At 67.2% G+C, this 24,732-nt stretch carries 25 protein-coding genes and 1 pseudogene; 14 read left to right on the top strand and 12 right to left on the bottom strand.

The genetic code is table 11. The features are described 5' to 3' along the window. The first annotated feature begins 105 nt into the window (after nucleotides 1-105). The 4 genes and pseudogenes from VKG81_RS09480 to VKG81_RS09465 all read left to right on the top strand — a co-directional run. Nucleotides 106-936 carry a lysophospholipid acyltransferase family protein gene (locus tag VKG81_RS09480; RefSeq protein WP_324395669.1) on the top strand — a complete coding sequence of 277 codons (831 nt, stop codon included), beginning with the start codon at nucleotides 106-108 and terminating at the stop codon, nucleotides 934-936. Then, nucleotides 926-2,437: a phytoene desaturase family protein gene (locus tag VKG81_RS09475; RefSeq protein WP_324395668.1), complete on the top strand. Its 1,512-nt coding sequence runs from the start codon at nucleotides 926-928 to the stop codon at nucleotides 2,435-2,437. The genes VKG81_RS09480 and VKG81_RS09475 overlap by 11 nt, the downstream gene beginning before the upstream one ends. A gap of 369 nt (nucleotides 2,438-2,806) precedes the next feature. Then, nucleotides 2,807-3,154 (top strand): Rieske (2Fe-2S) protein, encoded by a 348-nt coding sequence (locus tag VKG81_RS09470; protein WP_324395667.1) that lies wholly within the window; start codon nucleotides 2,807-2,809, stop codon nucleotides 3,152-3,154. Between the two features lie 537 nt (nucleotides 3,155-3,691). Further along, a pseudogene (locus VKG81_RS09465) lies at nucleotides 3,692-4,517 on the top strand (serine/threonine protein kinase); the annotation flags it as partial. A 3-nt stretch (nucleotides 4,518-4,520) separates the two neighbouring features. Here VKG81_RS09465 and VKG81_RS09460 read toward each other — a convergent pair. The 4 genes from VKG81_RS09460 to VKG81_RS09445 form a co-directional block, all read right to left on the bottom strand. Continuing rightward, nucleotides 4,521-5,789 carry a low temperature requirement protein A gene (locus VKG81_RS09460; RefSeq protein WP_414685208.1) on the bottom strand — a complete coding sequence of 423 codons (1,269 nt, stop codon included), beginning with the start codon at nucleotides 5,787-5,789 and terminating at the stop codon, nucleotides 4,521-4,523. A 34-nt stretch (nucleotides 5,790-5,823) separates the two neighbouring features. Next, nucleotides 5,824-6,708 (bottom strand): universal stress protein, encoded by an 885-nt coding sequence (locus VKG81_RS09455; protein ID WP_324395666.1) that lies wholly within the window; start codon nucleotides 6,706-6,708, stop codon nucleotides 5,824-5,826. 75 nt (nucleotides 6,709-6,783) lie between these two features. After that, nucleotides 6,784-8,928 carry an alpha/beta hydrolase gene (locus VKG81_RS09450; protein WP_324395665.1) on the bottom strand — a complete coding sequence of 715 codons (2,145 nt, stop codon included), beginning with the start codon at nucleotides 8,926-8,928 and terminating at the stop codon, nucleotides 6,784-6,786. Between the two features lie 28 nt (nucleotides 8,929-8,956). Beyond that, a complete protein-coding gene (locus VKG81_RS09445; protein ID WP_324395664.1) occupies nucleotides 8,957-10,033 on the bottom strand; it encodes a class I SAM-dependent methyltransferase in 1,077 nt (358 codons plus the stop codon). A 93-nt stretch (nucleotides 10,034-10,126) separates the two neighbouring features. On the opposite strand from VKG81_RS09445, the gene VKG81_RS09440 reads away from it, so the two are divergent. Continuing rightward, nucleotides 10,127-12,853 (top strand): ATP-binding protein, encoded by a 2,727-nt coding sequence (locus VKG81_RS09440; RefSeq protein WP_324395663.1) that lies wholly within the window; start codon nucleotides 10,127-10,129, stop codon nucleotides 12,851-12,853. A 17-nt stretch (nucleotides 12,854-12,870) separates the two neighbouring features. Here VKG81_RS09440 and VKG81_RS09435 read toward each other — a convergent pair whose 3' ends face one another. Next, a complete protein-coding gene (locus VKG81_RS09435) occupies nucleotides 12,871-13,329 on the bottom strand; it encodes a hypothetical protein (RefSeq protein WP_324395672.1) in 459 nt (152 codons plus the stop codon). A 165-nt stretch (nucleotides 13,330-13,494) separates the two neighbouring features. On the opposite strand from VKG81_RS09435, the gene VKG81_RS09430 reads away from it, so the two are divergent. Beyond that, nucleotides 13,495-14,106 (top strand): DUF1345 domain-containing protein, encoded by a 612-nt coding sequence (locus VKG81_RS09430; protein WP_324395671.1) that lies wholly within the window; start codon nucleotides 13,495-13,497, stop codon nucleotides 14,104-14,106. Here the strand turns inward: VKG81_RS09430 and VKG81_RS09425 are convergent, their stop codons facing one another. Next, a complete protein-coding gene (locus VKG81_RS09425; protein WP_324395662.1) occupies nucleotides 14,107-14,229 on the bottom strand; it encodes a hypothetical protein in 123 nt (40 codons plus the stop codon). 618 nt (nucleotides 14,230-14,847) lie between these two features. Further along, nucleotides 14,848-15,273, bottom strand: a complete 426-nt coding sequence (locus tag VKG81_RS09420; protein WP_324395661.1) for a protease inhibitor I42 family protein — start codon at nucleotides 15,271-15,273, stop codon at nucleotides 14,848-14,850. A 408-nt stretch (nucleotides 15,274-15,681) separates the two neighbouring features. Between VKG81_RS09420 and VKG81_RS09410 the strand changes: the two genes are divergently transcribed. From VKG81_RS09410 to VKG81_RS09400, 3 genes are all read left to right on the top strand, one after another. Beyond that, nucleotides 15,682-16,020, top strand: coding sequence for a hypothetical protein (locus VKG81_RS09410; RefSeq protein ID WP_324395660.1), 339 nt, complete (start codon nucleotides 15,682-15,684; stop codon nucleotides 16,018-16,020). Nucleotides 16,021-16,501: 481 nt separating this feature from the next. Next, nucleotides 16,502-17,269: a hypothetical protein gene (locus tag VKG81_RS09405; RefSeq protein WP_324395659.1), complete on the top strand. Its 768-nt coding sequence runs from the start codon at nucleotides 16,502-16,504 to the stop codon at nucleotides 17,267-17,269. Next, a complete protein-coding gene (locus VKG81_RS09400; RefSeq protein WP_324395658.1) occupies nucleotides 17,223-18,374 on the top strand; it encodes a haloacid dehalogenase type II in 1,152 nt (383 codons plus the stop codon). The genes VKG81_RS09405 and VKG81_RS09400 overlap by 47 nt, the downstream gene beginning before the upstream one ends. A gap of 137 nt (nucleotides 18,375-18,511) precedes the next feature. On the opposite strand, the gene VKG81_RS09395 is transcribed toward VKG81_RS09400, so the two are convergent. The 3 genes from VKG81_RS09395 to VKG81_RS21520 all read right to left on the bottom strand — a co-directional run bounded on the left by VKG81_RS09395 (nucleotide 18,512) and on the right by VKG81_RS21520 (nucleotide 20,315). After that, nucleotides 18,512-18,649: a hypothetical protein gene (locus tag VKG81_RS09395; RefSeq protein ID WP_324395657.1), complete on the bottom strand. Its 138-nt coding sequence runs from the start codon at nucleotides 18,647-18,649 to the stop codon at nucleotides 18,512-18,514. A 306-nt stretch (nucleotides 18,650-18,955) separates the two neighbouring features. Next, nucleotides 18,956-19,822 (bottom strand): C1 family peptidase, encoded by an 867-nt coding sequence (locus VKG81_RS09390; RefSeq protein WP_324395656.1) that lies wholly within the window; start codon nucleotides 19,820-19,822, stop codon nucleotides 18,956-18,958. A 202-nt stretch (nucleotides 19,823-20,024) separates the two neighbouring features. Further along, entirely contained in the window at nucleotides 20,025-20,315 is a 291-nt protein-coding gene (locus VKG81_RS21520; RefSeq protein ID WP_414685210.1) for a protease inhibitor I42 family protein, read from the bottom strand. A gap of 538 nt (nucleotides 20,316-20,853) precedes the next feature. Here VKG81_RS21520 and VKG81_RS09385 point away from each other — a divergent pair. The 4 genes from VKG81_RS09385 to VKG81_RS09370 are packed head-to-tail and all read left to right on the top strand — an operon-like array spanning nucleotide 20,854 to nucleotide 23,756. Next, nucleotides 20,854-21,282, top strand: a complete 429-nt coding sequence (locus tag VKG81_RS09385; protein WP_324395655.1) for a hypothetical protein — start codon at nucleotides 20,854-20,856, stop codon at nucleotides 21,280-21,282. Beyond that, complete coding sequence (locus VKG81_RS09380; RefSeq protein WP_324395674.1) at nucleotides 21,279-21,662, top strand: hypothetical protein; 384 nt, start codon at nucleotides 21,279-21,281, stop codon at nucleotides 21,660-21,662. Before VKG81_RS09385 ends, VKG81_RS09380 begins: the two co-directional genes overlap by 4 nt. Then, the gene (locus tag VKG81_RS09375) at nucleotides 21,662-23,101 is read left to right on the top strand and encodes an alkaline phosphatase family protein (RefSeq protein ID WP_324395670.1); all 1,440 of its coding nucleotides are present in this window, start codon (nucleotides 21,662-21,664) and stop codon (nucleotides 23,099-23,101) included. The genes VKG81_RS09380 and VKG81_RS09375 overlap by 1 nt, the downstream gene beginning before the upstream one ends. Before the next feature lie 37 nt (nucleotides 23,102-23,138). Next, on the top strand, nucleotides 23,139-23,756 hold the full coding sequence (locus tag VKG81_RS09370; protein WP_324395654.1) for a hypothetical protein: 618 nt from the start codon (nucleotides 23,139-23,141) through the stop codon (nucleotides 23,754-23,756). 115 nt (nucleotides 23,757-23,871) lie between these two features. Here the strand turns inward: VKG81_RS09370 and VKG81_RS21515 are convergent, their stop codons facing one another. Next, nucleotides 23,872-23,952, bottom strand: coding sequence for a C1 family peptidase (locus VKG81_RS21515; RefSeq protein ID WP_414685209.1), 81 nt, complete (start codon nucleotides 23,950-23,952; stop codon nucleotides 23,872-23,874). 251 nt (nucleotides 23,953-24,203) lie between these two features. Here VKG81_RS21515 and VKG81_RS09365 point away from each other — a divergent pair, with 251 nt between their 5' ends. Continuing rightward, nucleotides 24,204-24,539: a hypothetical protein gene (locus tag VKG81_RS09365; RefSeq protein ID WP_324395653.1), complete on the top strand. Its 336-nt coding sequence runs from the start codon at nucleotides 24,204-24,206 to the stop codon at nucleotides 24,537-24,539. On the opposite strand, the gene VKG81_RS09360 is transcribed toward VKG81_RS09365, so the two are convergent. Continuing rightward, nucleotides 24,522-24,732, bottom strand: a 211-nt coding sequence (locus VKG81_RS09360; RefSeq protein ID WP_324395652.1) for a ferritin-like domain-containing protein, incomplete at its 5' end; no start/stop codon positions are given. The genes VKG81_RS09365 and VKG81_RS09360 overlap by 18 nt on opposite strands.

Raw genomic sequence — 24,732 nt, 5'->3', positions numbered from 1 at the left:
GCTGCTGATGATGGGCGTGCTGCTCGACAGCTTCCGGTGGAGCCGCCGCGGCGACATCCGCTGGCGGGGGCGCTCCTATGCCGCTCGCGCCCACCGGGAGGCGGCGTGACGATCCCCGACCCGAACCCCGACGCCGACCGCCGTGCCCTGGCCCGGGCCGGGGACACGCGTAACCCGGCCTTCCTCCACCTGGCCCGCCGCTACGCGCGGCGGCGGGTGTCCCTCGGACTGGACGGCCTGTGGGTGAGCGGACTGGACGAGGCCCGCGCTGCGTTGGCCGGCCGGCCCCTGATCTTCGTGGCCAACCATGTCGCCTGGTGGGATGCGCTGCTGCTACTGGTGCTCGACGAGGCGCTGGGTGGCCTGGGCTGGGCGGTCATGGACGCCGAGAACCTGCGCAAGCTGCCCTTCCTCGGCTGGGTGGGCGCCCTGCCCCTGGATCGCAGCAGCCATGACCGCAGCCGGGAGTGCCTCCAGAACTCGGCCGCCCTGCTCGACCGTCCCGGCCGCGCTCTGTGGGTCTTCCCGCAGGGTCGTCAGCGTCCCGCCCACCTGCGGCCACTGGACCTCAAGCACGGCATCGGGGCCATGCACGAGCGCAGCCCGGTGGACCTCGTCGCCGCGAGCGTCGACTACGCCTTTCTGGAAAGGGATCGACCGGCGGCGATCGTCCGGTTCTCAGCGCCCATGCCGGGCGCGGCTGTCGGCGGGCAGGCGACCCTGCTGCCCGCGGTCGAAGGCGCACTGCTGGCCGGGCTGGCGGCCATCGACGTTGCCGTCATGGCGGCGACCGACGGGCGCCGGGCCCGCACTCACCCCCGCGACCCCCTTCCCGGCTTCGCCCCGCTGGTGCGGCCGGCGGGGCTGGTCGCCCAGGATGGCCTCGGCGGGCGGATCTTGCGAGCCCTGGGCCGCGGGGGACCTCATGCCGGCTGAGCGCGGCGCCGAGGTCCTGGTGGTCGGGGCTGGCATCGGCGGGCTGTCCGCCGCCCTGGCCCTGGCCGCCCGCGGGCTGCCGGTTCGGGTGGTCGAGGCCGGTCCACGCCCGGGGGGCAAGGCCGGGATCGTCGGGGTGGACGGAGTGGAGATCGAAACCGGCCCCAGCGTGCTCACCCTGCCCGAGGTCTTCGCCCGACTGTTCGCCCGCGCCGGCCTGCGCCTCGACGAGGTAATCGGCCTGCGCCGCCTCGACCCGGGCTTTCGCTACCGCTACGCCGACGGCTGCGTGCTCGAGGTGGCCCACGATCCGCAGGAGACGCTCGCCAATGTCCGGTCGGCCCTCGGGCCGGACGCAGCGGCCGAGTTGGCGTTCTTCCTGGGCTACGCCCGGCAGATCTGGGACTCGGCGGCCCCCCATTTCGTCCTGGGGCCGGCCCCCACCTGGGCGGCGATGGTCGGCCTCGCTCTGCGCCATCCGCGCGCCCTGCTGGCCGTCGATCCGCTGCGCAGCATGGTCGCGGGCATCGACCGCCACGTTCGCGAGCCACACCTGCGCCTGCTGCTGCGTCGCTACGCGACCTACAACGGCAGTGATCCGCGGCAGGCACCGGCCACGCTGAATTGCATTGCCCACGTCGAGCTTTCGCTCGGTGGCTACGGCGTAGAGGGCGGCATTTACGCGCTGGTTCGGGCGCTTGTCGCGGCCATCGAGGCCCGCGGCGGGGTCATCGAATGCGGGGCCCCGGTCGAGCGGGTGCTGGTGGAGCGCGGTGCGGCGGTCGGTCTCGCCCTGGCCGGGGGTGGGGAGCGGCGCGGCCGGGCAGTCGTGGTGAACGCCGACGTGGGGATGCTCCGGGAGGGTTTACTGCCGGACGCCGGGCGTCACCTGCCCGCCGCGGCGGCGCCCTCGATGTCCGGCTGGACCGCGGCGCTGCGGGCCGCCAGGCGGACCGACCGGATGCCCCACGAGGTGCTGTTCCCGCACGACTACGACGCGGAGTTCGCCGACATCTTCGACCGTGACCGCCCCCCGACCGCACCGACGGTCTACCTCTGCGCCCAGGAGCGCTGCCACGGGACGGCGGGCTGGGCGGAGGCCGAGCCGATCTTCGTGATGGCCAACGCACCAGCCGAACCGGCGGTCGGGCCGCGGGCGCCGCAGGTCTGGGCCACGCTGGAGGCTGCGGTCGAGCAGCGGATGCGCGCGGCGGGCCTCTGGACCGAGGGCGACGCGCTGGTCTGGCGCCGCACCCCGACGGAGCTGGCCGCCGCCTACCCCGGCAGCCGCGGGGCCATCTACGGCGCGGCCAGCAACGACCGCTTCGCCGCCTTCAAGCGCCCACCCAACCGGGTTCCCGGCCTGCCCGGCCTGTACCTCGCCTCGGGCAGCGCACACCCCGGTGGGGGCTTGCCGATGGTTGCCCTCTCTGGCCTGGCCGCCGCCGACTGCCTCGATGATGACCTCGGCCTGTCGACGCCGTCGCCTCCGCCCCGGTGAAAAGGAACTTTGCACGAAACCCGGGACGCCTCAGTCGCACCCTCAACTTCCGTCGACGCCTGATGTCCCCGGGTTGCCTAGCGAGCCTGTTCAGTCAGCCCGCGCTCCTGCTTGGCTGTGCCACCCACCGCATCACATCCTCCGGACCGACATCGCACGCCCCATGACCGGCACACACCCAGGGCCATCAGGAGGGTTTTGACGCCAAACGCTGGCGTACTTTCAAAACCACAATGGCCCTGCATTATCCGGGAGGGAGAGATCCCGTCGCAATTGCGATCGGCGGCGTTCTGGGGTTTTCCCGCGTGAGGCCGAGGGTAGGTGGACAATAACCGGTTAAGGACCGTCGGCGGTGACTGTGAGGTTGGCATGGCAAAACAGATCGCAGTATGCCCGGTTTCCGATCTGCCCCCGGGGACGGTGACCGGTGCGGGGCCGTATGCCGTTGGAAATATCGACGGCACATACTTCGCGGTCACGCGGCGGTGTCGGCATCTGCGCGCAGACCTGGCGGGTGGACCGATCGAGGACGGGCGACTGGTCTGCCCGTGGCACCAAGCCGCCTACGACGTCGAGGACGGGCAGATGGTCCGCGGACCCCAACAGATTTTCGCCAAGATCCCCGGACTCGGAGCGATGTTCACGAGGCTGACGAAAGTTTGGCCTCTGAGACGCGGCACCGTATCGGTGTCCGGCAACGACATCGTCGTCGAATAGCTGGCGCGCCTGCGCGATTCGCAGGTGCCACCCCGCCATCGTCGAATGCACCGGAAACGGCGACGGCGCCACCTGGCTCGAACCCGTCACCGACGACCAATACCCGCCGCAAACCAGCGATAGGCGCGGAAAGTTACGGTGCTCGCCATAACCGTTTCGGCCCGACGCCCGACGCCCTCCCACACCTGCGCGGGTGACGAATGCCCACACCTGCGCGGGTCACGAATGTAAGAGGCTGGCGCGAGACTTCTGCTGAACCGCGCAATGCTGTTGCAGCAGAGTCAATTCTGCTCGTTGTGAGCAAGACTTGGTGCGATGAGTCGCGCGGCAACCCCAGTGCTGGACCTTGTAACACAGTTCGGCCTTAACTTAATCACCGAGGCGTGGTCGTTGAAGCGACTGGACAATCACAAGGGCGTGATCGCGATCGCCGGAAGCGGTAGACAGCGCGCAGGTGACACAATACGGTGAGGCCGCCGCTCATGTTGTCAGGTGTGGTGTTCATGGTGGGCTGTTCCTTCCCCGTTAGAGCGGTAATGGTGTATTAACCCCACAACGATGAACATGACGGTCGGGACGGTGGCCTATGCAGCCCCCGAACAGCTGATGGGCAAAGACATCGACGGGCGGGCCGACCAATACGCGCTGGCCGCCACCGCGTTTCACCTGCTGACCGGGACGCCGCTGTTCCAGCATTCCAATCCGGCCGTCGTGATCAGCCAGCACCTGAGCTCGGCACCGCCCGCCATCGGCTCCCGCCGCCCCGAGTTGTCCGAACTGGGCCCGGTGTTCTCCAAGGCACTTGCCAAGGCGCCCGAGCAGCGCTTCGACCGCTGCCTGGACTTCGCGCACGCCCTCGAGCACCGAATCGGCACGGCGGCAAGCCAACTCGGCGCGACCGGAGCAACCATGACGTCCCCTGTCGCCGCCGGGCCCAAACACCAGAAGGCGCCATCGCGGCGAAGGCCCGCGATCGTGGTGCCGGCCCTGCTCGCGTTGCTGCTCATCACCGTCGCCGCGGTCGCGGTCCTGCTGTTGCGGCAGGACCACACGAAGTCGCGCGGCACCCGTTGTGCCGGTGGTGGCAATCGGCGCCCAGTGCGCGACCCTCGGTGCCGCGGGGGTGACGGAGACGGGTGCGCCCGCCTACTGCTCACACCTGTCGAGCACCGGCACCACGATCTGGTCGCTGTATCCCGGCGAGGTGTCGAGCCCGACGGTCACGCCCGACCCGACCGAACAGGTGTATCCGTCCGAAACCGAGACGCCCCTTCGGGTCTGCACGGAGCAGACCCACAAGACGAGGATTCAGTGCCTGGTGGACATCCGGCGCAGCAACGAAGCGGGCTCGCCGCCACCGTAGGCCCTACTCGGCGAGGCTTCGGGCAATCGCCTCCGTGGCGTGGCGGTGGCCCAGCACCTCGAATCCGACCACGGTAACCAGCGGCGCGAGCGTCACGATCACCAGACACACCGCCATCGGCAGTCCCGCCCCCGCCAGCGCCACCGCCGCGACCAGAACAATCCCGGTGAGCGCGACCAGCAGTGCGTGGAACGCATCCCACGTGTGCACCAACAGCATGTAGAGCACGTACACCAGGCAGATGTAGACCGCGACCGGGATCGCGACGGCCAGCACCGTCGCGACCGACCCCAGCGACGACTGGTGCTCGATGTAGTACGCGGCGGCGTGCAGTCCCGCGCCGGTGGCCACGATCGACCCGTACACGGGGATGTGGAGATAGCCGAAGCGGAAGGACCTTTCCCGGTGCACGTGCAGCAACTCCGAGGTGGGGACGACGTAGTAGATCCACCACATTCCGAAGGTCAGGCCGGTCCCCGCGACCGCCACCAACGCCGCGCCGACCGTCCAGCCCTGCCGGCTCACCACAGCGCTCAACGACGCCACGGTGCCGACCACGCCCTCACCGAGCGCGATGATCGTCAACAGCCCGTAGCGTTCGGCGATGTGGTGGGCGTGCCACGGCGTGCCGCCGCTTCGGGCCTCGGCCAGCCACGGGCCCGTCATTTCGACCAGGATCAGCACCCCGGCGAGCAGAAACGTCACACGCGCCGACGCATGCGCGAAGATCAGGCCGACCCAGCCGATCTGTGCCAGGGTGATCGTCGCCGCGTATGTCAGGCACGCCGCACGGCGCCGCGGGTCCTGCCCGGCCGCGCGCAGCCACTGCGCCACCATCGCGATCCGCATCACCACGTAACCGGCCACCATCACGCGGATGTCGAAGTGCCGCCCCGCCTCGACAGAGGCGAACACCGGCGGGATGCCGAGCGCCAGGACGATGACGCCCACCATCTGCAGCATGGTGGTCAGCCGATAAACCCAGTCGTCGGTGTCGTAGGCCGAGGCAAACCAGCTGAAGTTGATCCACGCCCAGCAGACCGCGAAGATCACGAACACGAAGCAGGCCAATCCGGCGCCCACTCGGGCCACCGACAGCGCGTACGCGAACTGCGACGCGGCGACGCCGAACCCGACCACGAAAGTCAGGTCGAACAGCAACTCCAGTGGCGTGGCCACCCGGTTTCGCTCGTGCGGGTCGCGTCCTGACATGCGGCGAAGTCGATGGGCCTGCGCGCCGGCCTGCGGCGGCCGGGGCTCACCATCACTCACGCCGGACAGTCTCTCCGACCGGCAACGCGGTGCGCTAGCCGGAGCGGGCGACGATCACCGGGACGCGGGCCGCCTCGGCGACCGCGGTGCTGACCGAGCCCAGCAGCATGCCGGCGTAGCCGCCCCGCCCGTGACTGCCGAGAACCACCAGCTGCGCACCGTCGGATTCCCCGATGAGCCAGTGAGCCGGCCGGTCGCACACCAGGCGTCGCTGCACCCGCACGTCCGGATACCGCTCCTGCCATCCGGCCAGGCGTTCGGCCAGGGCCTCTTCGCCCTGGTCCCGATAGGTGTGCCAGTCCATACCCAAGATCGGGAACACCCCGACGTCGCTCCAGGCGTGCAACGCGAGGAGGTCCACGCCGCGGCGGGAGGCCTCATCGAACGCCAAGGCCGCCGCCGCCTCCGATGCCGGTGATCCGTCGATGCCGACGAGCACCGGCGCGCCGGCGCTCACTTTGCTGCCCCAGTCGGCATCGTGAACCAGCGCGACCGGGCAGAGTGCGTGGTGAATCAGGCCGGAACTCACCGAACCCAGGAGATGGCGCCGAACCGCGTCCAGCCCCCGGCTCCCGACCACGACCATCGCCGCTTCCTTTGACGCGGCGAGGAGGCTGGGAACCGGGCCCGCGGACTGCGACTCGGTGCACACGTCCGCGTCGTGACCGGTCGGCATGCTGCCGACCGCGATCTGTTGCGACCGGTCGAGGATCTCGCGGCCCCGGTCGTGTTGCCACTGGGTGATGTTGGCATGCATCGGCCCCAACGGCCAGCTGACCACGACCGGGGCAACGACGTGCATCAGCGTCATCGGAAGGCCGCGCATCGCGGCTTCGGCCGTGGCCCACCGGACCGCCGCGTCGGACGCCGCCGACCCGTCGACACCGACCACGATCGGTGGCCGGCTGTGCTCGGACATTGAATACACGCTATTGCGCGCCGGCTGGGGCGGAAGGGGCCGTTGGCCCCTGCGCGGGCGCCGTTGGTCCCGTGCTCAGATCAGCTCGGCCAGCATCGCCGCGGCCCGGCGGGCGCCGTCCGTCTCGACCGGACGGTAGTGCGCCGGTGCGGTGGCCTGCTCGATGACGGTCGCGGCAAGAAGGCCGGGATCGCAGGCCTGCGCATAGCTGATCGGGTGCCCGGCGCGGTAGCGGTCGAGCCGGTGGCGGACGTGGAAGTTCTGTTCGAAATGGTGCTCGAGTGGGACATAGACGAACGGCGTGCCCGCCGCCGTCAGCTCCATGCAGGTGCTCAGGCCGCCCTGGACCACTGCCACGTCGCATGCGGCGAGGTAGTCGGCGAGGTCAGGCACGTAGCCACGCACCCGGACGCCGCTGCGCCTTGGCATCGCGGCCGGATCGATGCGCGGGCCCGTCACGACCAGGAAGTGCAGCGCCGGCATCATCCGCCGGGCGATGGGCGCCGCGTCGAGCACCCGGTGCAGCAGCGGATCGCCGACGGCGGTGCCGCCGACGGTCACCACACACAGCCGCTGATCCGGCCGCAGCCCGAGCCGTCGCCGCAGCAGTGCCCGCCGCGGTCCCGGCGGCGGCGGGCCCGGGCAGACATAGCCGGTGAAATCGAAGTTCTGCTCGGTCCATTCGCGGATCACCGGCAGACCGGGCCCGAATCGGGCGGTCACCACGTCGTCCGGGTTGCCGACGAAGATCGAGCGGTCGCGCACCCGCGGAAACCGGGCCCGGTGCTCGATCATCTCGGCGTTGTAGTCGGCGGTCAGCGCGGCCTCCCCCTGGCCGCCGTCCGGCATCGGCAGCCACCCGACGAAGTCGGTGAGCCAGGCGAACGCGAACCGCTTCAATTCGGGGTTCTCGTGAAGGAAATAGTCGACCTCCCAGGCCTCGTCGGCGACGACGAGGTCCGGCCGGTCGGCCTCGATGATCTCGTTGAACAGCATGAAGTTCGCGACGAGGATCTCGTCCATCCGCCGGATCGCCTGGAACGCGTGCAGGTCGTGTTCACCGGCCTCGGCCTCGACGTGGGCGGACTCCCCGAGCAGACAGCGCGATGCGGGGTGCACCCGCTCACCCTCGGCCTCGAGCACCCTGGTCACCGGGCTCTGCGCCAGCCACGCCACGTCGATGTCGGGGCGGACGCGGCGCAGCTCCGCTGCGATCGCGACGTCGCGGCGAGCGTGTCCCAGGCCGATCGGAGAGGACAGGTAAAGCGCACTGCGCCGACGCCGCATCGCGCGGGGCCACCGCGAGCGCCGCGGTGGCCCCGCTGTCACGGTTTCGACGAACTCCGAGATCATGATGTTGATCCGCACCGGGTCCCGCGCCACCGGGCCGTGGCCGCCGGCGTCGATCAGGGTCAGTGATCCGCCGGTGAGCTCTGCGAGCCGTTCGCCGACCCCGCTGTGCCGCACCCGATCTCCGGTCCCGTGCACCACATGGACCGGGCAGCGCACCCGGGCGGCGATGTCATCGAGTGGTTCGACCGCGCCGCCATCGACGCCCAACCGGGCAGCGGTGGTGTCCACCAGTGTCTGCGCGTCGGTGCCCGAGGACCAGATGAGGGCGTCTTCGATCTGTTTCGTCGAGTGCGGCTCGGAATACATCTCCGCGAAGAAGAACTGCCGGAAGTCGGCCAGGTCGCCCTCGAGCCAGTTGTCGCGGCTGTACTTCTGCCAGCCCCGCGGCTGGTCGTAGCTCCGCAGCCAGGCTTGGCGTTCGCGGTCGGGCCGCACGCCGGCCAGCCCGCACGCGGGCGCGATCGCGAAGAGACCGTGCACCCGCTCGGGGTGATCGGCGGCCACATGGACCGCCCAGGTGGCGCCGCAGGACAACCCGACCAGCACGGCGCGCGCCGTCCCCGTGGCGTCCAGCACCGCCACCGCGTCGGCGGCGAACTCGGCGTCGGCGAACGCGGCGGATCCGCGGGGCCTGCCGGACTTGCCCGAGCCGCGCCCATCGAAGGTGATGACCCGGTAACGGCGGGCCAGAAACGGAACCTGCGCCTTCCAGATTCGCGAGTCGACGATCGACCAGGTCGGCAGCAGCAGCACCGTGGCGGCCCCGTGACCAGCGCTGCCGTACACGTCGTAGTGCACCGCGACGCCGTCGCGGACCACCTCGCCCGACTCGTCGGGGGTGCGAGCACGGCGCTGCTCGCGTTCCATACGGATATGGTCGCGCGTCCCGGCCGTTTTAGGGCCGGACCTCGAACACATTGTTGAACGGGGTCTGCGCCGCCAGCCGGAACCGGGTGAACCCCGCCGCTGACACGACGTCGCGGATCCGCGCCGGCCCAGCCTGGGTGCCCAGCGCCAGCCCGACCGGCTGGGACAGGGACGACGGCGTACACAGCAGCGTCGAGAAGCCGTAGTAGGCGCGCCCGATCGGGTTGAGGTTGTCCTCGACGTGGTCGCCGGCCGCAGGTTCGACGATCATCCAGGTGCCGTCGGCGGCGATCACGTCACGAACGTGCCGGGCGGCGCCGACCGGGTCGCCCATGTCGTGGAGGCAGTCGAACATCGTCACCAGGTCGTACGGTCCCCCGGTGAAGGCGTCCGCGCCCGCGGCCTCGAACGTGATCCGCGGGTGCTCACCGAACGCCGCGGCACGTTTTCGCGCGGTGGAGATCGAGTCGGCGTGAGGGTCCGCGCCGCGGAAGCTCGACCGGGGAAACGCCTGCGCCATCAAGATCGTGGAGACTCCGTGCCCGCACCCCACATCGGCGACCGTGGCGCCCGCGCCGAGCTTGTCGACCACCCCGTCCAACGCCGGAAGCCACTCGCTGATCAGGTTGGCCCGATAGCTCGGGCGAAAGAACCGCTCACAGCCGATGTGGACGTCGGCGTTGTGATCGCCCCAGCCGACTCCGTCGCCGCTGCGGGCAACCTCGATGATTCTCGCCGCGTCGCAGGCGGTTCCGTGTGCGATCTGGAACAGGCCGCCGACGAACGCGGGGCTGTTCTCGTCGGTGAGGGCGACGGCGTGCTCGGGTGGCAGAAGGTATCGGTACGTCGCGGCGTCATAGGTAACGAACGAACCGGCGGCCTGCGCGTTGAGCCACTCCCTCGCATAGTGCTCGTCGGTGTCGGTCCGCTCGGCGAGTTCCGCCGGTGTGCTCGGGCCGTGCTCGGCCAGGCTGCGGTAGTAGCCCAGCCGATCTCCCATCACGACGAGAGCGGTGTTCAAAGCGGCGCCGGCCTCTTCGACGGCGCGGAACACGAAGGCCATCAACTTGTCGGGATCGGCGCGGGTCACATCAAGTTCGGTCATTGCGGTGTCCTTTCTCTCGCGCCCACCGTCGCACCCCGGCGGCCCCCGGCGAATCCGGTGACCCCCCTAGTATTTTCTCCATAAAATCGGCAGATGCTGGTCGGCCGTGACGCGGAGCGGCACCGGATCGCAACGCTGATGGCGGGCGCACGGGTGCGTCAAAGCGGTGTTCTGGTGGTGCGCGGCGAGGCCGGCATCGGCAAGACGGCGCTGCTCGACGACGCCGAGGCGAACGCGGGCGGGATGGCTGTGCTGCGCGCGGTCGGCAGCGAACACGAATCCGGGCTGAGCTTCTCGGGTCTGCACCAGTTGCTGCTGGGTGTCCTGGACCTGGCCGAGCACCTGCCCGGGCCTCAGCGCGACGCGCTGGACGTCGCCCTGCTGCGCAAGCGCGGGCACGCGCCGGAACGGTTCGCGGTGGGCGCCGCGGCACTGAGCCTGCTGTCCCGGTGCGCCGAGGACCGCCCGCTGCTCGTGCTCGTCGACGACGCGCACCTGCTCGACCAGCCGTCCGCCGAGACACTGTTGTTCGTGGTGCGCCGCCTGGTGGCCGACCCGATCGCGGTGCTGATCGCGCTGCGGCCGGAGCGCGAGGCGCTGCTGAACAACGCCGCGTTGCCGGCACTGGATCTGCGCGGCCTCGAGCCGGGCCCGGCGGCGGCGCTGATCCGCCGGGCGATCGAGCGGGCGCCGAACGCGCAATCCGTCGCGCGGTTGCACCACGCGACCGCGGGCAACCCGCTCGGGCTTCTCGAGCTGTCGGCCGACGTGGACCGGATCGCCGGCATGCACCCTGACCTGCCGGTACCGGTGCCCGATGCGGTGGCCGGAGCCTTCACACGCCGGATCTCCGCCCTCGGTGAGAAAGCCCAGCGAGCGTTGCTGATCGCCGCCGTGGCCGGTGGCGACCTGGCGGTGACGGCACATGCCGCGGCGTTTCTCGGCGGCGAGGTCTCGGGCCTGGCCGACGCCGAAGCGGTCGGGCTGGTCGAGTTGCGCGCCGGCCGCGCGGTCTTCCGCCACCCGCTGGTGCGATCGGCGATCTACGCGGCCGCCGAGCCGGCGCTGCGGCGCGAGGCGCACCGAGCGGTGGCCGCCGCCCTCCCACTGAAGTCCGTGGAGCGACGTGCCTGGCACCTGAGCGAGGCGTGCGTGGGTCCGGACGACAAGGTGGCTGATCTGCTGTGCAACGCGGCGGGCGAGGCCGGTGCGCGGGCCGCCTACGGCGTGGCGGCCACCGCGATGGAGCGCAGCTCCGCGCTCACGTCCGCGGCTCCGCGGCGCGGTGAACGGCTACTTCGGGCCGGCGAATATGCGTGGCTCGCCGGTCAGACCCGGCGCGCCGACGACTTGCTGCGGCGGGCCGGGACACTGGTCGCCGACCCCGTCACCTCCGGCGAAATCGACGGCCTGCGAGGCAATATTGCGCTGCGCACCGGCTCGTTGCGGGACGCCCGCGAATTGTTGCGGCGATCGGCCGAACGGACCCAGCCATTCGACCCCGACGCCGCCGTGCTGCGGCTGGCCGACGTGGTGCTCGCGTGTTTCTACCTGTGCGACACCAGCGCGGGACGTGCCGCCGCCGATGATCTCGAACGCCTGGTCCCCGGCTGCCGGACAGCCACCGCGGTGGTGCGGGGCCACCTGGCGATCGGGATCGCGCGCGTGCTGGCGGGCGAGGCCGGCATGGCCTGGATCCGCACCGGGGTGCAGCGGCTGACGGCGGAGCCCGGGCTCCTCGACGACGCGCGCCGGCCTGATTGGGCGGTGTTGGCCACCCTGTTCCTGCGTGAGGCGGCCGCCGGTCGCGACCTGATCGAACGGGTCGTGACCGAGCAGCGCACCCGGACGGCACTCGGCACGCTGCCGAACTTGCTGTTCTACACCTCGCGTGACGCCGCGACCACCGATCGATGGGCGTCGGCAGCGGACGGGTACGACGAAAGCATCACGCTGGCAAGGGAAACCGGCCAAAGCACCGACCTTGCCTCGTCGCTGGCCGGGCTGGCCTGGTTGCAGGCGCGCATGGGCCGGTCGGAGGAGTGCCGGACGCACGCCGACGAGGCGCTGGCGCTGGCCGCGCGTCACGACATCGTGCTCGCCAGGGTGTGGGCGCAGTTCGCGCTCGCCGACCTTTCCTCGGCGCTCGGCGACACCGGCCAAGCGATGCGCCGCTATCACGAGCTGCAGGCAACCCTGGCCGACGCCGGTTTTCTCGACGTCGACATGTCTCCCGGTCCCGAAATCGCCGAGCTGCAGTTGCGCAAGGGCGACCGGGCCGCCGCCGCCGAGACCACGGGCGAGTACCTGCGCCGCGCGCGGGACAAGGCGCAGCCCTGGGCGCTGGCGCGCGGGTATCGGGCCGCCGCGCAGGCGACCGAGGACCCCGCCGAGCGCACCGCCTTGTTCGAGCGGGCTCTTGAAACGCACGCCGACACGCTGGACCTGTTCGAGGAGGCGCGCACGCGACTCGCCTTCGGTGCGACGCTGCGTCGGGGCCGCACCAGGGTGGCCGCCAGGCCGCAGCTGCGTGCGGCGCTGGAGGCATTCGAACGGCTGGGCGCGCGCCCATGGTCCGACCTGGCGGCCAGTGAGCTCAACGCTACCGGTGAGCACGTCAGCCGCGGCGGCCAGGGCTACCTCGGGCAGCTCACGGCGCAGGAGATCCGGATAGCCCGGATGCTGGCGTCCGGCAGGACGACGAAAGAGACTGCCGCAGCGCTGTTCCTGAGCCCGAAGACGGTGGAGTACCACCTTCGCCACGTCTACCAGAAGCTGGGGATCCGGACGCGCGGCGAGCTCAGCGCGGCGGTGAAGTGATCACGTCGCCGCGCCGATCAGCCGCCGAGCGCGGCGACCAGGGTCTTGATCCTGGCGGCCTCCTCCTCGGTGGGCGTTTCGCCAGCCTCGACCGCGTCGAGGAGGCGGGCGTCAAGCCCCGCACCGTTGGCGGTTTCTTCCGCCGACAGCTTCGCGCGCAGGCGCGCCACGTACAGCTGCTGCCCGAGGGAGGACCCCGGCGCCGCCGCGACCCTTTCCATCAGATCGTCGTAGCAGGTACGGACCCCGCTCAACGCGACGACCACCGACGGTGTCGACCTGCCGCGGCGGCCGGCCTCCGTCAGCCCCGTCTTCAGTTTGCGCAGCCCGGCGAGGACCACCCCTGCGCGGTGCTGGAACTCCGAGTCGTCGGAGTGGGGCAGCGACTCGATCGCGGCGGTGTACATGTGCATCGCCGCATCGGCCAGGCTGACGATTACCGGTGCTTCACCGTCGTCGGGCAGGGGTTCATCCATAGTCATGACTCCAACTCTGGAAATGGATCGACGCCGCCGAAACGCTAGCGCCTTGGGGCTTTCGATTCAAGGTTTGGTCCCCCGCGCGGCAGTGCCGCCCCGTGCTTAACTCGGCGGGTGGGCAAGCCCGGATTCCTCGGCCGCGAGGGGCCGGTCGCGGCCCGGATGGCCATCGCCGTGCCGGCCGGCGCCGCGGCGGCGGCAGTCGTGGGTGAACTCGTCGACTGGCGGTACGCGCCTGCCGTGGGATGGATCGCGGCCGCGGTGGTGTGGCTGGTGTGGACGTGGGCGGTGATCCGCCCGATGGACCCGCAGGCGACGGCATCGCACGCGACCCGTGAGGACCCGACGCAGCGGATGACCCACATCATCGTGCTGTCGGCCAGCATCGCGAGCCTGGCCGGGGTGGCGTATCTGCTGATCGCAGGGTCGGGCAAGGGCGCACAAGCGATCGCGGCGGCGGTCGTCGGGGCGGCGAGCGTGGCGGCGGCGTGGTTTGCCGTGCACACGCTCTTCACGGTGCGGTACGCCCGGCTGTTCTACCTGGAACCCGCCGGCGGGATCGAATTCCACCAACACCAGTCGCCCACCTACATCGACTTCGCGTACGTGGCGTTCACGATCGGCATGACATATCAGGTGTCCGACACCGACCTGAAGATCCCGGCGATCCGCCGCACCGCCCTGCGCCACGCGATGGTGTCGTACATGCTCGGCGCCGTCGTTCTGGCCGTCGCCGTCAATCTGGTGGCGGGCCTCAGCCACCCGGGCGGTTGATCAACTCTCGGTGTGCGAGCGGATCCAATCCAGGTTGGCCTGCATGTTCTGCTGCCACTCCTGGAGCCGCCGGGCGACGATCCGGCCCTCCTTCTCCGGTGTGGCGGCGATCGCCACACTCAAACCCGACGGTTCGGCCCAGCCATCAAATGATGGTGAGCCCTATCGGGGCGCCAACACGGTGCCGACCCAAAAGAAGCCTATTGGTGATGAAATCACCAAATCACAGGGGTGATCGAAGAGCCGGTGCACAATAGCAGCGCGTTTGCACGGAGACGGGATGCCGTGGCGCGCCGGCGGTAGGCAGACCGGTTAATCAGATGTCACGTCCGGCGGGCCCTATGCCGGTCGTGAGGGCCAAAACATGATCGGTGTTTCGTCTTTACGCGGGTAGTCGGCGTCTAGCGCGGATCTTATCGGCTCTCAGGCGTGACCCAATTCGGCTCAAGCACCGAGAGATGACGAGTCTGCCAACCTCTGCTTGACATAATAAGGTATTATCGGCCAAACATGTTGTGCCGCAATAGCGTTAAAATTTCATTTGATCAGCCCGTGGCACGCCCCAAACTGTGGCGGTTGCGGGGAACAGCAGCGGGCTGCCCGGGGGCGGTCACATAGGTCTGCCCGGCGGCCAGCGTCCAGATGAGCGCGCCCGCGGGAACGGATATGCCCTTGGCCATTGATCACGGCTCGGGGCGACTCCAGTTCTACAGTCCGACGCGGGGGGCGACCACGGTCAACTTACTGCACCTTGACGTTCGCCGTGAACGTGCACGCCGGTGTGGGATCGGCGCTCATGGTGTACTCCGTGGCGATCGTCGTGGTCCCAGCCTTCAAAGCCCTGAATGTCCAGACCTCGGTGCCGGGTGTTCCAACCATGCCGGGAGGAGGGTTCGGTGCCACAAATTCGTGACTGGTCTGCTGCACGATGCTGGAATCGCCGATCTGTGTCTCAGCCGTCCACTTGTAAGGGGTGGTGTGATTCGCGCCTAAGCTCACCTCTAGCGTGTCGCCGACCGCCAGCGTGATGTCCCGGGTGATGATTTTCTGGTTCAATACATCGTCCATAGAGACCCCGATGGTTTTCGCCGGCTGGGCACTCGAGGTGCAGCCCGCCACCGCCACTGAGACGAAGATTGCGACTATTACCAAAAGCCTGGTCTTCATGAGAATCACCCTCTATGCGGCCATCAGTGGTATACGGCTTCTGGAGCATTACTCACTGCTGCATTTCCGGTTTCGTTATTGGATAGATCTCCGTGCTGGCAAGCTGTATCCTCCAAGCATTTCCATGCCGTCGGGGAATTGTTCGTCGCGCCAACCCCAAAACGTATTGAGCAGATGGTGGGTGCGGCACAAGCATTTCAGGTTGTTGAGAAGTCGTAATATGCCTCCCTCCGGTGCGTCCAGCTGGCCGTTAGCACCGACTGGTTCAATCCCAGTATGGCGCAACAGTTGTTTGTGCAGCTCAAAGACGGTGTTTAGGCAAGCTGTGCGAATCGTGTGGGCAATATCAGGACAACTTTCCAGAATTCTGGGAAGTTCGGGGCGGGTTGGCAACCCCCGAGCCACCCCATGACCAACCACACCCCCGACGCCGGCAATTGGCGTCACCTCACCGACCGACTCACCCCACGGCAGGTCACACGGCTGTCCGAGGTCGAGCAGCGATCGACCCCCTCAGAGACGGCTGCGGCGCTGCTGCGGACGGCCCGCTACTGGGCCGCCAACCACGCATACCCCACGTCTGACGGAGGGGTATGCACACCGATGACCCACCACATGCCGACGGTCGATGATCCGGCCGAGATTGTTCTGCCGGCGGCGCGGGTCGAGCTGCGCGAGCTGATGGAGGGCGTGCGGATAAGCGACCCGGCCGAGCGCCGCCGCAACGGCCGCTCGCTGCACCGCTGAGTCGAATTGCGTCACGGCGTGACACAGTTCGTCCTAGCCCAACTCGTCTGGCGAGGGAATCAGCCGGGTTGTCGGTCCGCTCAGCGGACCAGCTTCTTGTCCAAACATACGCATCGGCGTTCACTCGACGTTGCGCACCAACGAGAGTCTGCAAACGAAACAGACATACGACCAGGCCGGAACACCGGCTTTTGAGAGATAGGAGAATCCGGTGATTTGTAGATTTACGAGCATCTGATGAAAAAGGGCCGTGAACCGAAGAGCCCCCGTCGGACTCCGAAGCGAGGTGCATTTCCGACACCCAGATCGGAAATTGAAAGTGCGACGCCGTTTATTCCCGAAAGCGACCAAGCAGGTGATCACCCCGGTACAGAGCCCGTTTCACCGACCAACCCTGATCAGGAGGACAAATAGTCGAAGCAATTCCAGGGCACCTAAGCCGAAATAGCCAACTTACTTCGCCTAACACCAGGAGAAAACGATGCCAATTACACCAAAACGCGGAGCAATGCCTTCGCCAAGGAGCGCCTTGGCGGCCGCTAGCCCTCACGTTCCTCCTACCGCACCACCCCCGAATTCCATTACCGCGCCTGGACAGGTTTCGTTCTGGGGCAACGACGTTCATGGCGATTGTGTCACCGCTGAAGAAGCATTCGCCAAGGCATGCAATAATCCGGAAATATTTATTCCCGACAGCGAAGTAATTACATGGGCCACAAATCATAACGTGCTTGAGGGCGCTCAACTCACAGCAGTGTTGCAATTCATGGAAACCGATGGATTCTCTCAGAATGGGTCTGTCTATGACGACGGCCCGTATTTGTCGGTCGACTGGACAAATTCCACGACATTGCAAAGCGCTATCTCGATAGGACCTGTTAAGATTGGTATCGCTGCAGATCAAATACAGACAGCCTGGGAAAGTACTGAAGGTAAGACAGGGTGGTTTGCTACGGGGTTTCAAACCGATAGTAATTTGGATCACTGCGTTAGTCTTTGTGGCTACGGAACTCTGGCTTGGTTGGCGCAGCAACTTAATGTGCAAGTTCCAAGCGGAATTGACGGAACGGACCAGGGCTATGCGATGTTTACGTGGAATTCGATAGGTATTATCGATGTGCCGTCCATGCTAGCAATTACTGAAGAGGCATGGCTTAGGAACCCGACAACCGTGACAGGTGCTCAGGGGAAGAAGGAGCGTCATGAGCGTCAAAGCTCTGACGTTCGACATCATCGGCACGGCGTTTGACTGGTTCGGAAGCCTGTCATCGGGAGCGGTGCCGCTGTCACACAAGTACGGGCTCGGCCTCGACCCGAGCACGTTCGCCCACGAGGCCGCGGATGGGTACGCCCCCGGGGTGGCGGCGGTGCCCCCGTGGGTGGCGCCCGACGTGATTCTGCGAGATTCGATGACGACACTGCTGGCCGCGTACGGCACGCCGTCCCCAGCCGAGGTCGATGACTTCTTCGCGCTGTGGCGCAGCCTGAACCCGTGGGAGGACGTTCCAAGCTCGCTGTGGGCGCTTCACAACCACTTCACCTTGGTGATCCTCTCCAACATGAGTGTCGCCACCCAATCGGCACTCATGGATCGTGCCGGCCTGCCATTCGATCGCACGCTGTCGGCTGAGACCGTCGAGGCGTACAAGCCGAGCCCGGCGGTGTACGAGATGGCGATCTCAAGCCTCGGGCTGGCGCCCGACGAGATCATGATGGTTGCCGCGCACAAGTACGACCTGGCCGCGGCGAGGAGTCGCGGATTCGCAACCGCGTTCGTGGCGCGGGCACTCGAGCAGGGCCCCGCAGGCACGGTCGACACGACCCCCGACCCCACGGCCGACATCAATGCGACCAGCTTCACCGGGGTCGTGCACGCGCTCGGCGCCGACCCGCCGCCGCTCGATGAGGACGGCATCGCGATCAATCCCGAGGCGGTCGAGGTCCAGCAGATCGCCGGTTCCCGGAAGGTCATCGATGGAAGCGATTGGTTGCTGGATTTCGGAGCCAGTCAGGCCGACGCCGACCGTGCCCGGGAGGTGATCTCGCACTACCGGTTCAACCGCATCTGCTACGTCGGGCGCCCGGATCCCCCGATGATGTACTTCACGGTGAACGGCAGTGCGCCGGCGGGGCCGATGCCCGGAGAGGACGCGATCGCATTCGACCTCGCCGCCGTGCGGGTGGAGCTGTTGGGAGACAACTGGACCGTGACCGACGGCAACTCGGCGATGCTCGATTTCGGTGCGAGCCATCTGGGAGGCCTGCACGCGGTCGCCCTGATCAGAGACTACGGCTTCACCCACCAGTGCTTCCTCGGTCGCCCCCACGCGCCGATGATGTACTTCAGAAGGTAGCGGCAGGTTAGCCGAGTCCCTGACGGCCGCGACCAGCAGAAGGAAGCAATCGCGCCCAGGCTGTTTCGTTTCACACCCCGTTGGCGGTGTCGCGGTTTCCCGTACACAGCGCCGCCGCGCGGCGCACCAGCTCATAGTCAGGGGATCGTCGCGGCCACCAATTTCGCCTGCCGGCGCGGGACTTCCTTAATCACATAGTCGGCGACCGGGTTGGGCACCATCTCCCAATCTTCGGGGGTCAACTCCGTCGGCTTCTCCGGCCACCTGTCACTCATCGTTATTCCTCTCATCGTTTTTCTTGCACGGACGGCCGGTGTCGGCCGGGCGCCGGCCATCGCGGGGGCCGGGCCCTGACGCCAACCCCCCGCTGCCCACGGCCGTGTCCGTATGCGCAGAAGATGCAATGTCATTGGCGCTCGGAGCGCCGCCCGTCCCGGCGGCCCAGACCTGGACCACGGTCGCAGGGACTCGCAAGGTGGCGTGGAGCGCCATTCCCACACCGTGAACACCGGCCGCACGCCACACTCACCACGCGCATTACCAATGACGGTCGGCGGGCGATCGCCGCGCAGCCCCGGGGCTTACGACGACACCAACTCGAGTGCCCAGAAGTCGCTCGCTAAATAGGCGCCGTTGATCGGAGAGCTATCCGAGCTCGTCGTTGTTCCGGTCATGTATTGGTAGGGCATGTAGAAGTAGCCTTTGTCGCCCCATGACGATCCCCACGAGTTGCGGACGATGACCTGGCTTTTGGGATCGGAATAGCCGACCGCAGCAACACAGTGACCGCCGACCGTGTTCTCGCCCGGCGCGGGCATCGGCATCACGCCCGTTTGAGCAACCGCCGGGGATTCGAAGCTTTCGTAGACGGTGAACCCGAACACCACCGCGAGGTTTGAGCTGATCGCGTCCTTCAAATCGCCCAGCGTCTGGATGGCCTCGTACTGCATGAGTCGGTCGGTCACCGCGGCGACGAAACAGCGTTTCGGAGGCCTCACCGTGAACATCGCGATGTCGTAGGGCCACATGGTTTCCGGGCACACGCCCTCGGAGTTGACAACCTTGATGCCGTCGCGGACGACCGCGCCGGAATCGCTGGACACGGTGCCTTCCAGGGCTCGTTCGTTGTAGTAGATGAACAACCGCGACGGAACGAAGTCGCTCAAACCCTGCCGATCACGTTCGTACTCCATGGCCGCAGCGATCGCGTTGCCCGTGCAGGAGCCCAGCTGACCCTGATCGTAGACAGGGGGCATCTGCGGGCGCAGGTCATACTCAGCAGGCACTGCGGCCGTGGCCCTCGCCGCGTACCGCTTGTCCCGGGCATCCGGCAGCTGGTGCCGCCAGCCATAGCCACGAACGTGGGACCAGTCCGGGGCTTGCCCATTGCCGCCCGCGCGTTGCGCCGCTTTCTTCGGCGCCCGTGTGGACTTGTGTGCAACCGTCATCGCCGCCTCCTTTAGGCCGAACTTCTGATCCTTTGAGGGTAGGAAGGCGGCCGGTGCCGCAGCAAGCGTAGTTGACTACCTGAATTTGGTTTGTCACGGCGATGTGAGGCGAGAAGCGTGTGCGCGCAGTGGGCCACACGGCGCCATGTCGATTATGGCATCTGGGTGGAGACCTTAAGGCGAGATGCTTTGGTGGTCATCACTACTTCGGTTCGACGTGGACCTGGATATCGTGCCGGGCTATTGCCTGGGTCGGTGACTCCCAACGGCGGTGCTGATAAAGCTGCAGTTCGACATCTCCAGGCGCCACGGCCCTGATCGTCGCCACCTCTGGAGCACTCTGCCCTGCCGGACGTGGCGGTGATCCGGGCGGATCGCCTCGGGTCCAAAGCACTTCGATGACGTCGCCTCGCCCCACGATTTCGGAATCCCACACGTAGCCGGCTGTTCCAAGACCGGGCAGCTCCACCTCATGCTGTTCGCCTATGGACATGTCAAGGTTGGTCGGTATCTCAGTCATACCGCTAAGTCCACCCTTTCGGTAAGCCTATTACGCCGAAACAGCGTTAGAACGCACCATAGTGCCGACGTCAGTGAATCCAGCAGATGGCTCTCATCGCGCTCAGCTCGGTCACCACATCTGGCTCGGGCCGATTCGACGTGCTTCCGCGTCGCGCTGCCCGGTGGTGGACCCTGTGGTCGCGTCGGTAGCCGTGTGAGCCCGCTACCGAGAAGTGGCTGTCGAACGTCGATCGAAGTTCACCATCGGTTTGGGCCCGGTTCTTGGCAAGAGCGCGGTCCGCTGAGCGGACCGACCACTTGCTTCGTGCCCCGCGCCAGGCGTGCGATTCAGGAGAGTCCGCTGGCGCGTTGATTTAAGGACGCGCCCGGATGATCGGCGCCCGGCAGGAGAGATCATGGCTCACTCGCGGATTCAAACCTACGCACGCCGGCCAGACTTGCTCCCCCCGCGCAGCGGAGAAAAAGGGAACCGCCAAGCGGCGCGTGCTGTCGAAGGTCACGGTCGTCGCTTGCTGCCTCACTTTCGCGCTCGGTGCTGCGCGCGTCGCGGCGGCGCAGAGCTGGAAGCCTGTCGCGGGGATGATTTCGCCAAATCCTTCACCGAACTGGTCTCGCAAGTGGCGTGGAGCGTCATTTCCAACACCGTGAACGACGGCAAGACGATTTATGCGCCGATGTGCCCGCCAACCGACCCCGGCCCGTTCCCGGCGGTCGTTTACAACCATGGCGGCATCAACGGCACACCGTTCAATTTGCCGGATTCGGCCAGCCTCCACGGCCAACTATCCGCCATCCAGTGGACCAGTCGGCCGGATAATTCGCCCAACCTGACTACGCACGACGATCTAGGCCAATGCGTCGATTGGGCCAGGCGCGGTTGGACGGTCAGTGCAGGTCGTCGGCCCGTGTCATCCCTTCCCGCCGGGGAGAAGCCATGATGCCGGCCCAGCCGGGTTCAGCGTTTCCGGGATTAACCATCTCGACGGATGAACGCAAGTTTGAGAAGGCTATGGCGCGACCCTTGGAGGATCCAGATGTGTTACGCCCGTGGCTCACTCATGCCGAGCTAGGTGACGCAGCCAACGTCTGCCGTGGATGCTGCTTGTTGCCGATCGGGCGAATCGATCGGCTCGCTCGCGTTTTGGCCAACCAACCTGTCCCAGCCTCCGCCAGATTCTTCCGGCGGCATCCGCTGCCAGCACCGTTCTCGGTGGAAGACCTCGACATCGCAATTCCGTTGACCCGCAACATGGCGGCAATCTACGCAGCGGTAATCCGCCAAATAACGAAGGATCATACGAGGAAGGACATTCTGTGATGACCACCGCTAATCAGCTGGGATCCGTTGAGCACATCGTGGTTCTCGTGCTCGAGAACCGCTCGTTTGACCATATGCTCGGGTTTCTTTATGCCGACTCCGAAAACGTCTCGCCTCTCACGAAGCAGCCCTTTGAAGGCCTGACGGGTAAGGAGTCCAATTCGGATGCCACTGGCACGTCCATCCCGGTCACCGCTTTGGCCCAAGGGACACCAAACGTCTACTTCACGCCTGGGGCCGACCCGGGCGAAGGTTTCCTGGCCACCAACATGCAACTGTTCGGAAAGGCCAGCCCGACTGCGGGGACCTCGGCCACCAACAGCGGATTCGTGACGGACTTCGCGGCAACGCTGAAGAGCGGCCACGTCGACGGGCCAATCATTGCGGGCACAACTGCTTCCGACATCATGCGGATATTCTCCCCCGAGCTGCTGCCGGTCCTGTCCGGGCTCGCTCGGGGCTTCGCGGTCTGTGACCACTGGTTCAGTTCCGTGCCGACCGAGACTTTTCCCAATCGGGCTTTCCTGTGCGCGGCAACCAGTCAGGGCCATATGGATGACTCCACAGCCAAGTACACCACGCAGAGCATCTTCGGGTTGCTGAGCGCGCACCACCTCGACTGGTCGATCTACGGCTATGACGCCGCACCACTGACCCGCCTCGATTTCCCCGACACCACCAACGCCCCGCAATCGCACTTCGGCGTTTTCCGTGATTTCCAGGCGGCCGCGGCGGCGGGAAGTCTCGGCGCCTATACGTTCCTGGAGCCCAGCTGGGGGTCCTCCGGCAACAGCCAACACCCCAACTACGACGTATCCCTCGGGGAGCAACTGATCCACGACGTCTATTACGCCCTGCGCAACGGCCCGGCATGGCATCAGACACTGCTCGTTGTCACCTACGATGAGCACGGCGGCTGCTATGACCACGTCCCACCGCCGACCGGCGCCGTGCCGCCGGACAGCTGTGCCGACACAAAGTTCGGATTCGATTTCACCCGGTTCGGTGTTCGAGTGCCGGCCGTGCTCGTCTCGCCTCTCATCGCCCCCGGCACGGTCTTCCGCCCGTCAGGAACTGTCCCCCTCGATCACACCTCGATCCTCAAGACCGTCGAAACCCGCTGGAACTTGCCGCCTCTGACCGCCCGCGACGCGGCGGCTCCCGACGTCGGGGACGTGCTGACCCTGGCGCAGGCGCGCACCGACGACCCTCTGGCCGGCGTCACTATCCCCAGGTCGACGACCCCCAATCCGGTCGCGGGCACTCCCTCACACATCCAGGAGGTAATGGCCCAACTGGTCTCCGAGCTGCCGGTGAACGACGCCCAGGGACAGGGCTACTCCGCTATGCCCGCGCTGACAACCGAGCAGGACTACGACGACTACATCAACTCCCGTTACGCGGCGTGGACGGCGCAGCGGGCCACCGCGCCCTCGTGAGGCTGCCATCCCCTCGCGTCACCGATCGGAGACCGTGATGACTCCTCACTCGCCGACCGGCGCCGGGCCCCCAGCGCAGATCTACGTCATTCGCCACGGCGAAAAGCCAGCCGATCCGCCGACCCCAACGGCTGCACCGGGCCCCCCCTTCGGGGTTGACGTCAACGGCAACCAGGGCATCCACTCACTGCTCCCGCGAGGATGGCAACGCTCCGGCGCGCTGGCCGTGCTCTTCGCTCCCGCCGTCGGACCGCTGCAGGCGGGCTTGCGCACACCTGCGACCCTGTTCTCACCCGACTACGGGAACCCGGAAAAGACGCAGGGGCACCGGACCTACGAGACCATTCAGGGCCTCAGCGACCGGCTCGGGGTGCCGATCAACTCTCCCTTCGCCGAAGGCCAGGAGCCCGCGCTCGCCAGTGCGGTCGTCGCCGACTACACCGGCGTCGTGCTGATCTGCTGGGAGCACCAGCACATACCCGCCATCGGTACTGCCCTGCCGACCGTGTCGGGCACGCAGATCCCTGCCGTGTGGCCAGGTGATCGGTTCGATGTGATCTGGTCCTTCACCCTCGAGCCCGCAGCGTCACCAGCCGAGTACGTGTTCTCCCAGATCCCACAGCAGGTGCTGGCCGGGGACGTTGATACCGTCTAGTGCGCCGCTACGACGAAACCAGCTCGACTGCCCAGAAGTCACTGGCGAAATGGGCCCGTTGATGGGTGAGCTATCCGAGCTGGTCGCGGCTCCGGTCATGTAGTCGCGGCACCGGTCATGTATTGGTAGGCATGTAGAAGTAGCCTTTGTCGCCCCACGACGGTCCCCACGAGTTGCGCCTGCGCCTCAACCACATACCCGACGATGGGCCGCCGGCGAGCGCAGCTGGGGCGCCGGTGCCGGTGGCCGGCCGGGATAGCTCCCTCGCACGAACGCGTCATCCACGGCCTTAAAACATGGAAGGTCGCTGCGTGCCCCTCGATTACGTCGCCAAGCCCGCTGCTGCCGGGGGTCGCGTTTCAATTCATCAAACGAATTCTGAGTCCAAATGATCTCGCACCAAGTACAGAAGATTCCCTTGCTCTCGATGCCTGTCCCACCTGTGGTATGGATGACGCCCGTGAGCTCGGCCCGCCGGCCGCAACTTCTACAACGACGCCGTTCACGCGCCTGGGTGACGGGGACGAAGTCGCCGCGGTGGCGGAGCTGTGGCGGGCAGGCAAGCGCGACGAAGCACGTGCGGCGGTGCCGATCGACCTGGGCCGGCTGACGGACCTGGTGGGCACACCCGACGCGATCGCCGACCGGGTGCGCCGGCATCGCGACGCGGGGATAACCACGCTGCTGGCCAAGCTGGAGGGAGACCACGCCCAAACACTCGAGACGCTCGAGCGGCTGATCGCGATCGTCGGCGGGGCGCTCGGGTCACTTCGGTGGGCGTGAAACGCACTGCGCGAGGTACAACGGCTCGCCCAGCTTGTCCATCAGCTCCAGTTGGGTCTGCAGGTAGTCGATGTGCGTTTCTTCGTCGGCCATGATCCGCTCGAGCAGCACCGCACTCGTGGAGTCCTGCTTCTGGCGGCACATGACGATGCCGGGCCTGAGTCTCGCGGCGACTTCCAGTTCGATGGCCAGG

Origin of the sequence: Mycobacterium sp. (genome assembly GCF_035314905.1) — a bacterium.
Classification (GTDB): domain Bacteria; phylum Actinomycetota; class Actinomycetes; order Mycobacteriales; family Mycobacteriaceae; genus Mycobacterium.
This window is presented reverse-complemented; position numbering and strand designations above follow the sequence as displayed.

Excerpts from the sequence above, each read along its gene's own strand:
- VKG81_RS09375 (WP_324395670.1), top strand. The coding sequence starts at position 21,662 with ATGACCACCGCTAATCAGCTGGGATCCGTTGAGCACATCGTGGTTCTC.
- VKG81_RS09450 (WP_324395665.1), bottom strand. The coding sequence starts at position 8,928 with ATGGAACGCGAGCAGCGCCGTGCTCGCACCCCCGACGAGTCGGGCGAG.
- VKG81_RS09365 (WP_324395653.1), top strand. The coding sequence starts at position 24,204 with ATGGATGACGCCCGTGAGCTCGGCCCGCCGGCCGCAACTTCTACAACG.
- VKG81_RS09435 (WP_324395672.1), bottom strand. The coding sequence starts at position 13,329 with ATGGATGAACCCCTGCCCGACGACGGTGAAGCACCGGTAATCGTCAGC.
- VKG81_RS21520 (WP_414685210.1), bottom strand. The coding sequence starts at position 20,315 with ATGTCCATAGGCGAACAGCATGAGGTGGAGCTGCCCGGTCTTGGAACA.
- VKG81_RS09420 (WP_324395661.1), bottom strand. The coding sequence starts at position 15,273 with ATGAAGACCAGGCTTTTGGTAATAGTCGCAATCTTCGTCTCAGTGGCG.
- VKG81_RS09390 (WP_324395656.1), bottom strand. The coding sequence starts at position 19,822 with ATGACGGTTGCACACAAGTCCACACGGGCGCCGAAGAAAGCGGCGCAA.
- VKG81_RS09405 (WP_324395659.1), top strand. The coding sequence starts at position 16,502 with ATGCCAATTACACCAAAACGCGGAGCAATGCCTTCGCCAAGGAGCGCC.
- VKG81_RS09470 (WP_324395667.1), top strand. The coding sequence starts at position 2,807 with ATGGCAAAACAGATCGCAGTATGCCCGGTTTCCGATCTGCCCCCGGGG.
- VKG81_RS09400 (WP_324395658.1), top strand. The coding sequence starts at position 17,223 with ATGAGCGTCAAAGCTCTGACGTTCGACATCATCGGCACGGCGTTTGAC.
- VKG81_RS09430 (WP_324395671.1), top strand. The coding sequence starts at position 13,495 with ATGGCCATCGCCGTGCCGGCCGGCGCCGCGGCGGCGGCAGTCGTGGGT.
- VKG81_RS21515 (WP_414685209.1), bottom strand. The coding sequence starts at position 23,952 with ATGTGGTTGAGGCGCAGGCGCAACTCGTGGGGACCGTCGTGGGGCGAC.
- VKG81_RS09370 (WP_324395654.1), top strand. The coding sequence starts at position 23,139 with ATGACTCCTCACTCGCCGACCGGCGCCGGGCCCCCAGCGCAGATCTAC.
- VKG81_RS09475 (WP_324395668.1), top strand. The coding sequence starts at position 926 with ATGCCGGCTGAGCGCGGCGCCGAGGTCCTGGTGGTCGGGGCTGGCATC.
- VKG81_RS09410 (WP_324395660.1), top strand. The coding sequence starts at position 15,682 with ATGACCAACCACACCCCCGACGCCGGCAATTGGCGTCACCTCACCGAC.
- VKG81_RS09380 (WP_324395674.1), top strand. The coding sequence starts at position 21,279 with ATGATGCCGGCCCAGCCGGGTTCAGCGTTTCCGGGATTAACCATCTCG.
- VKG81_RS09395 (WP_324395657.1), bottom strand. The coding sequence starts at position 18,649 with ATGAGTGACAGGTGGCCGGAGAAGCCGACGGAGTTGACCCCCGAAGAT.
- VKG81_RS09440 (WP_324395663.1), top strand. The coding sequence starts at position 10,127 with ATGCTGGTCGGCCGTGACGCGGAGCGGCACCGGATCGCAACGCTGATG.
- VKG81_RS09455 (WP_324395666.1), bottom strand. The coding sequence starts at position 6,708 with ATGTCCGAGCACAGCCGGCCACCGATCGTGGTCGGTGTCGACGGGTCG.
- VKG81_RS09445 (WP_324395664.1), bottom strand. The coding sequence starts at position 10,033 with ATGACCGAACTTGATGTGACCCGCGCCGATCCCGACAAGTTGATGGCC.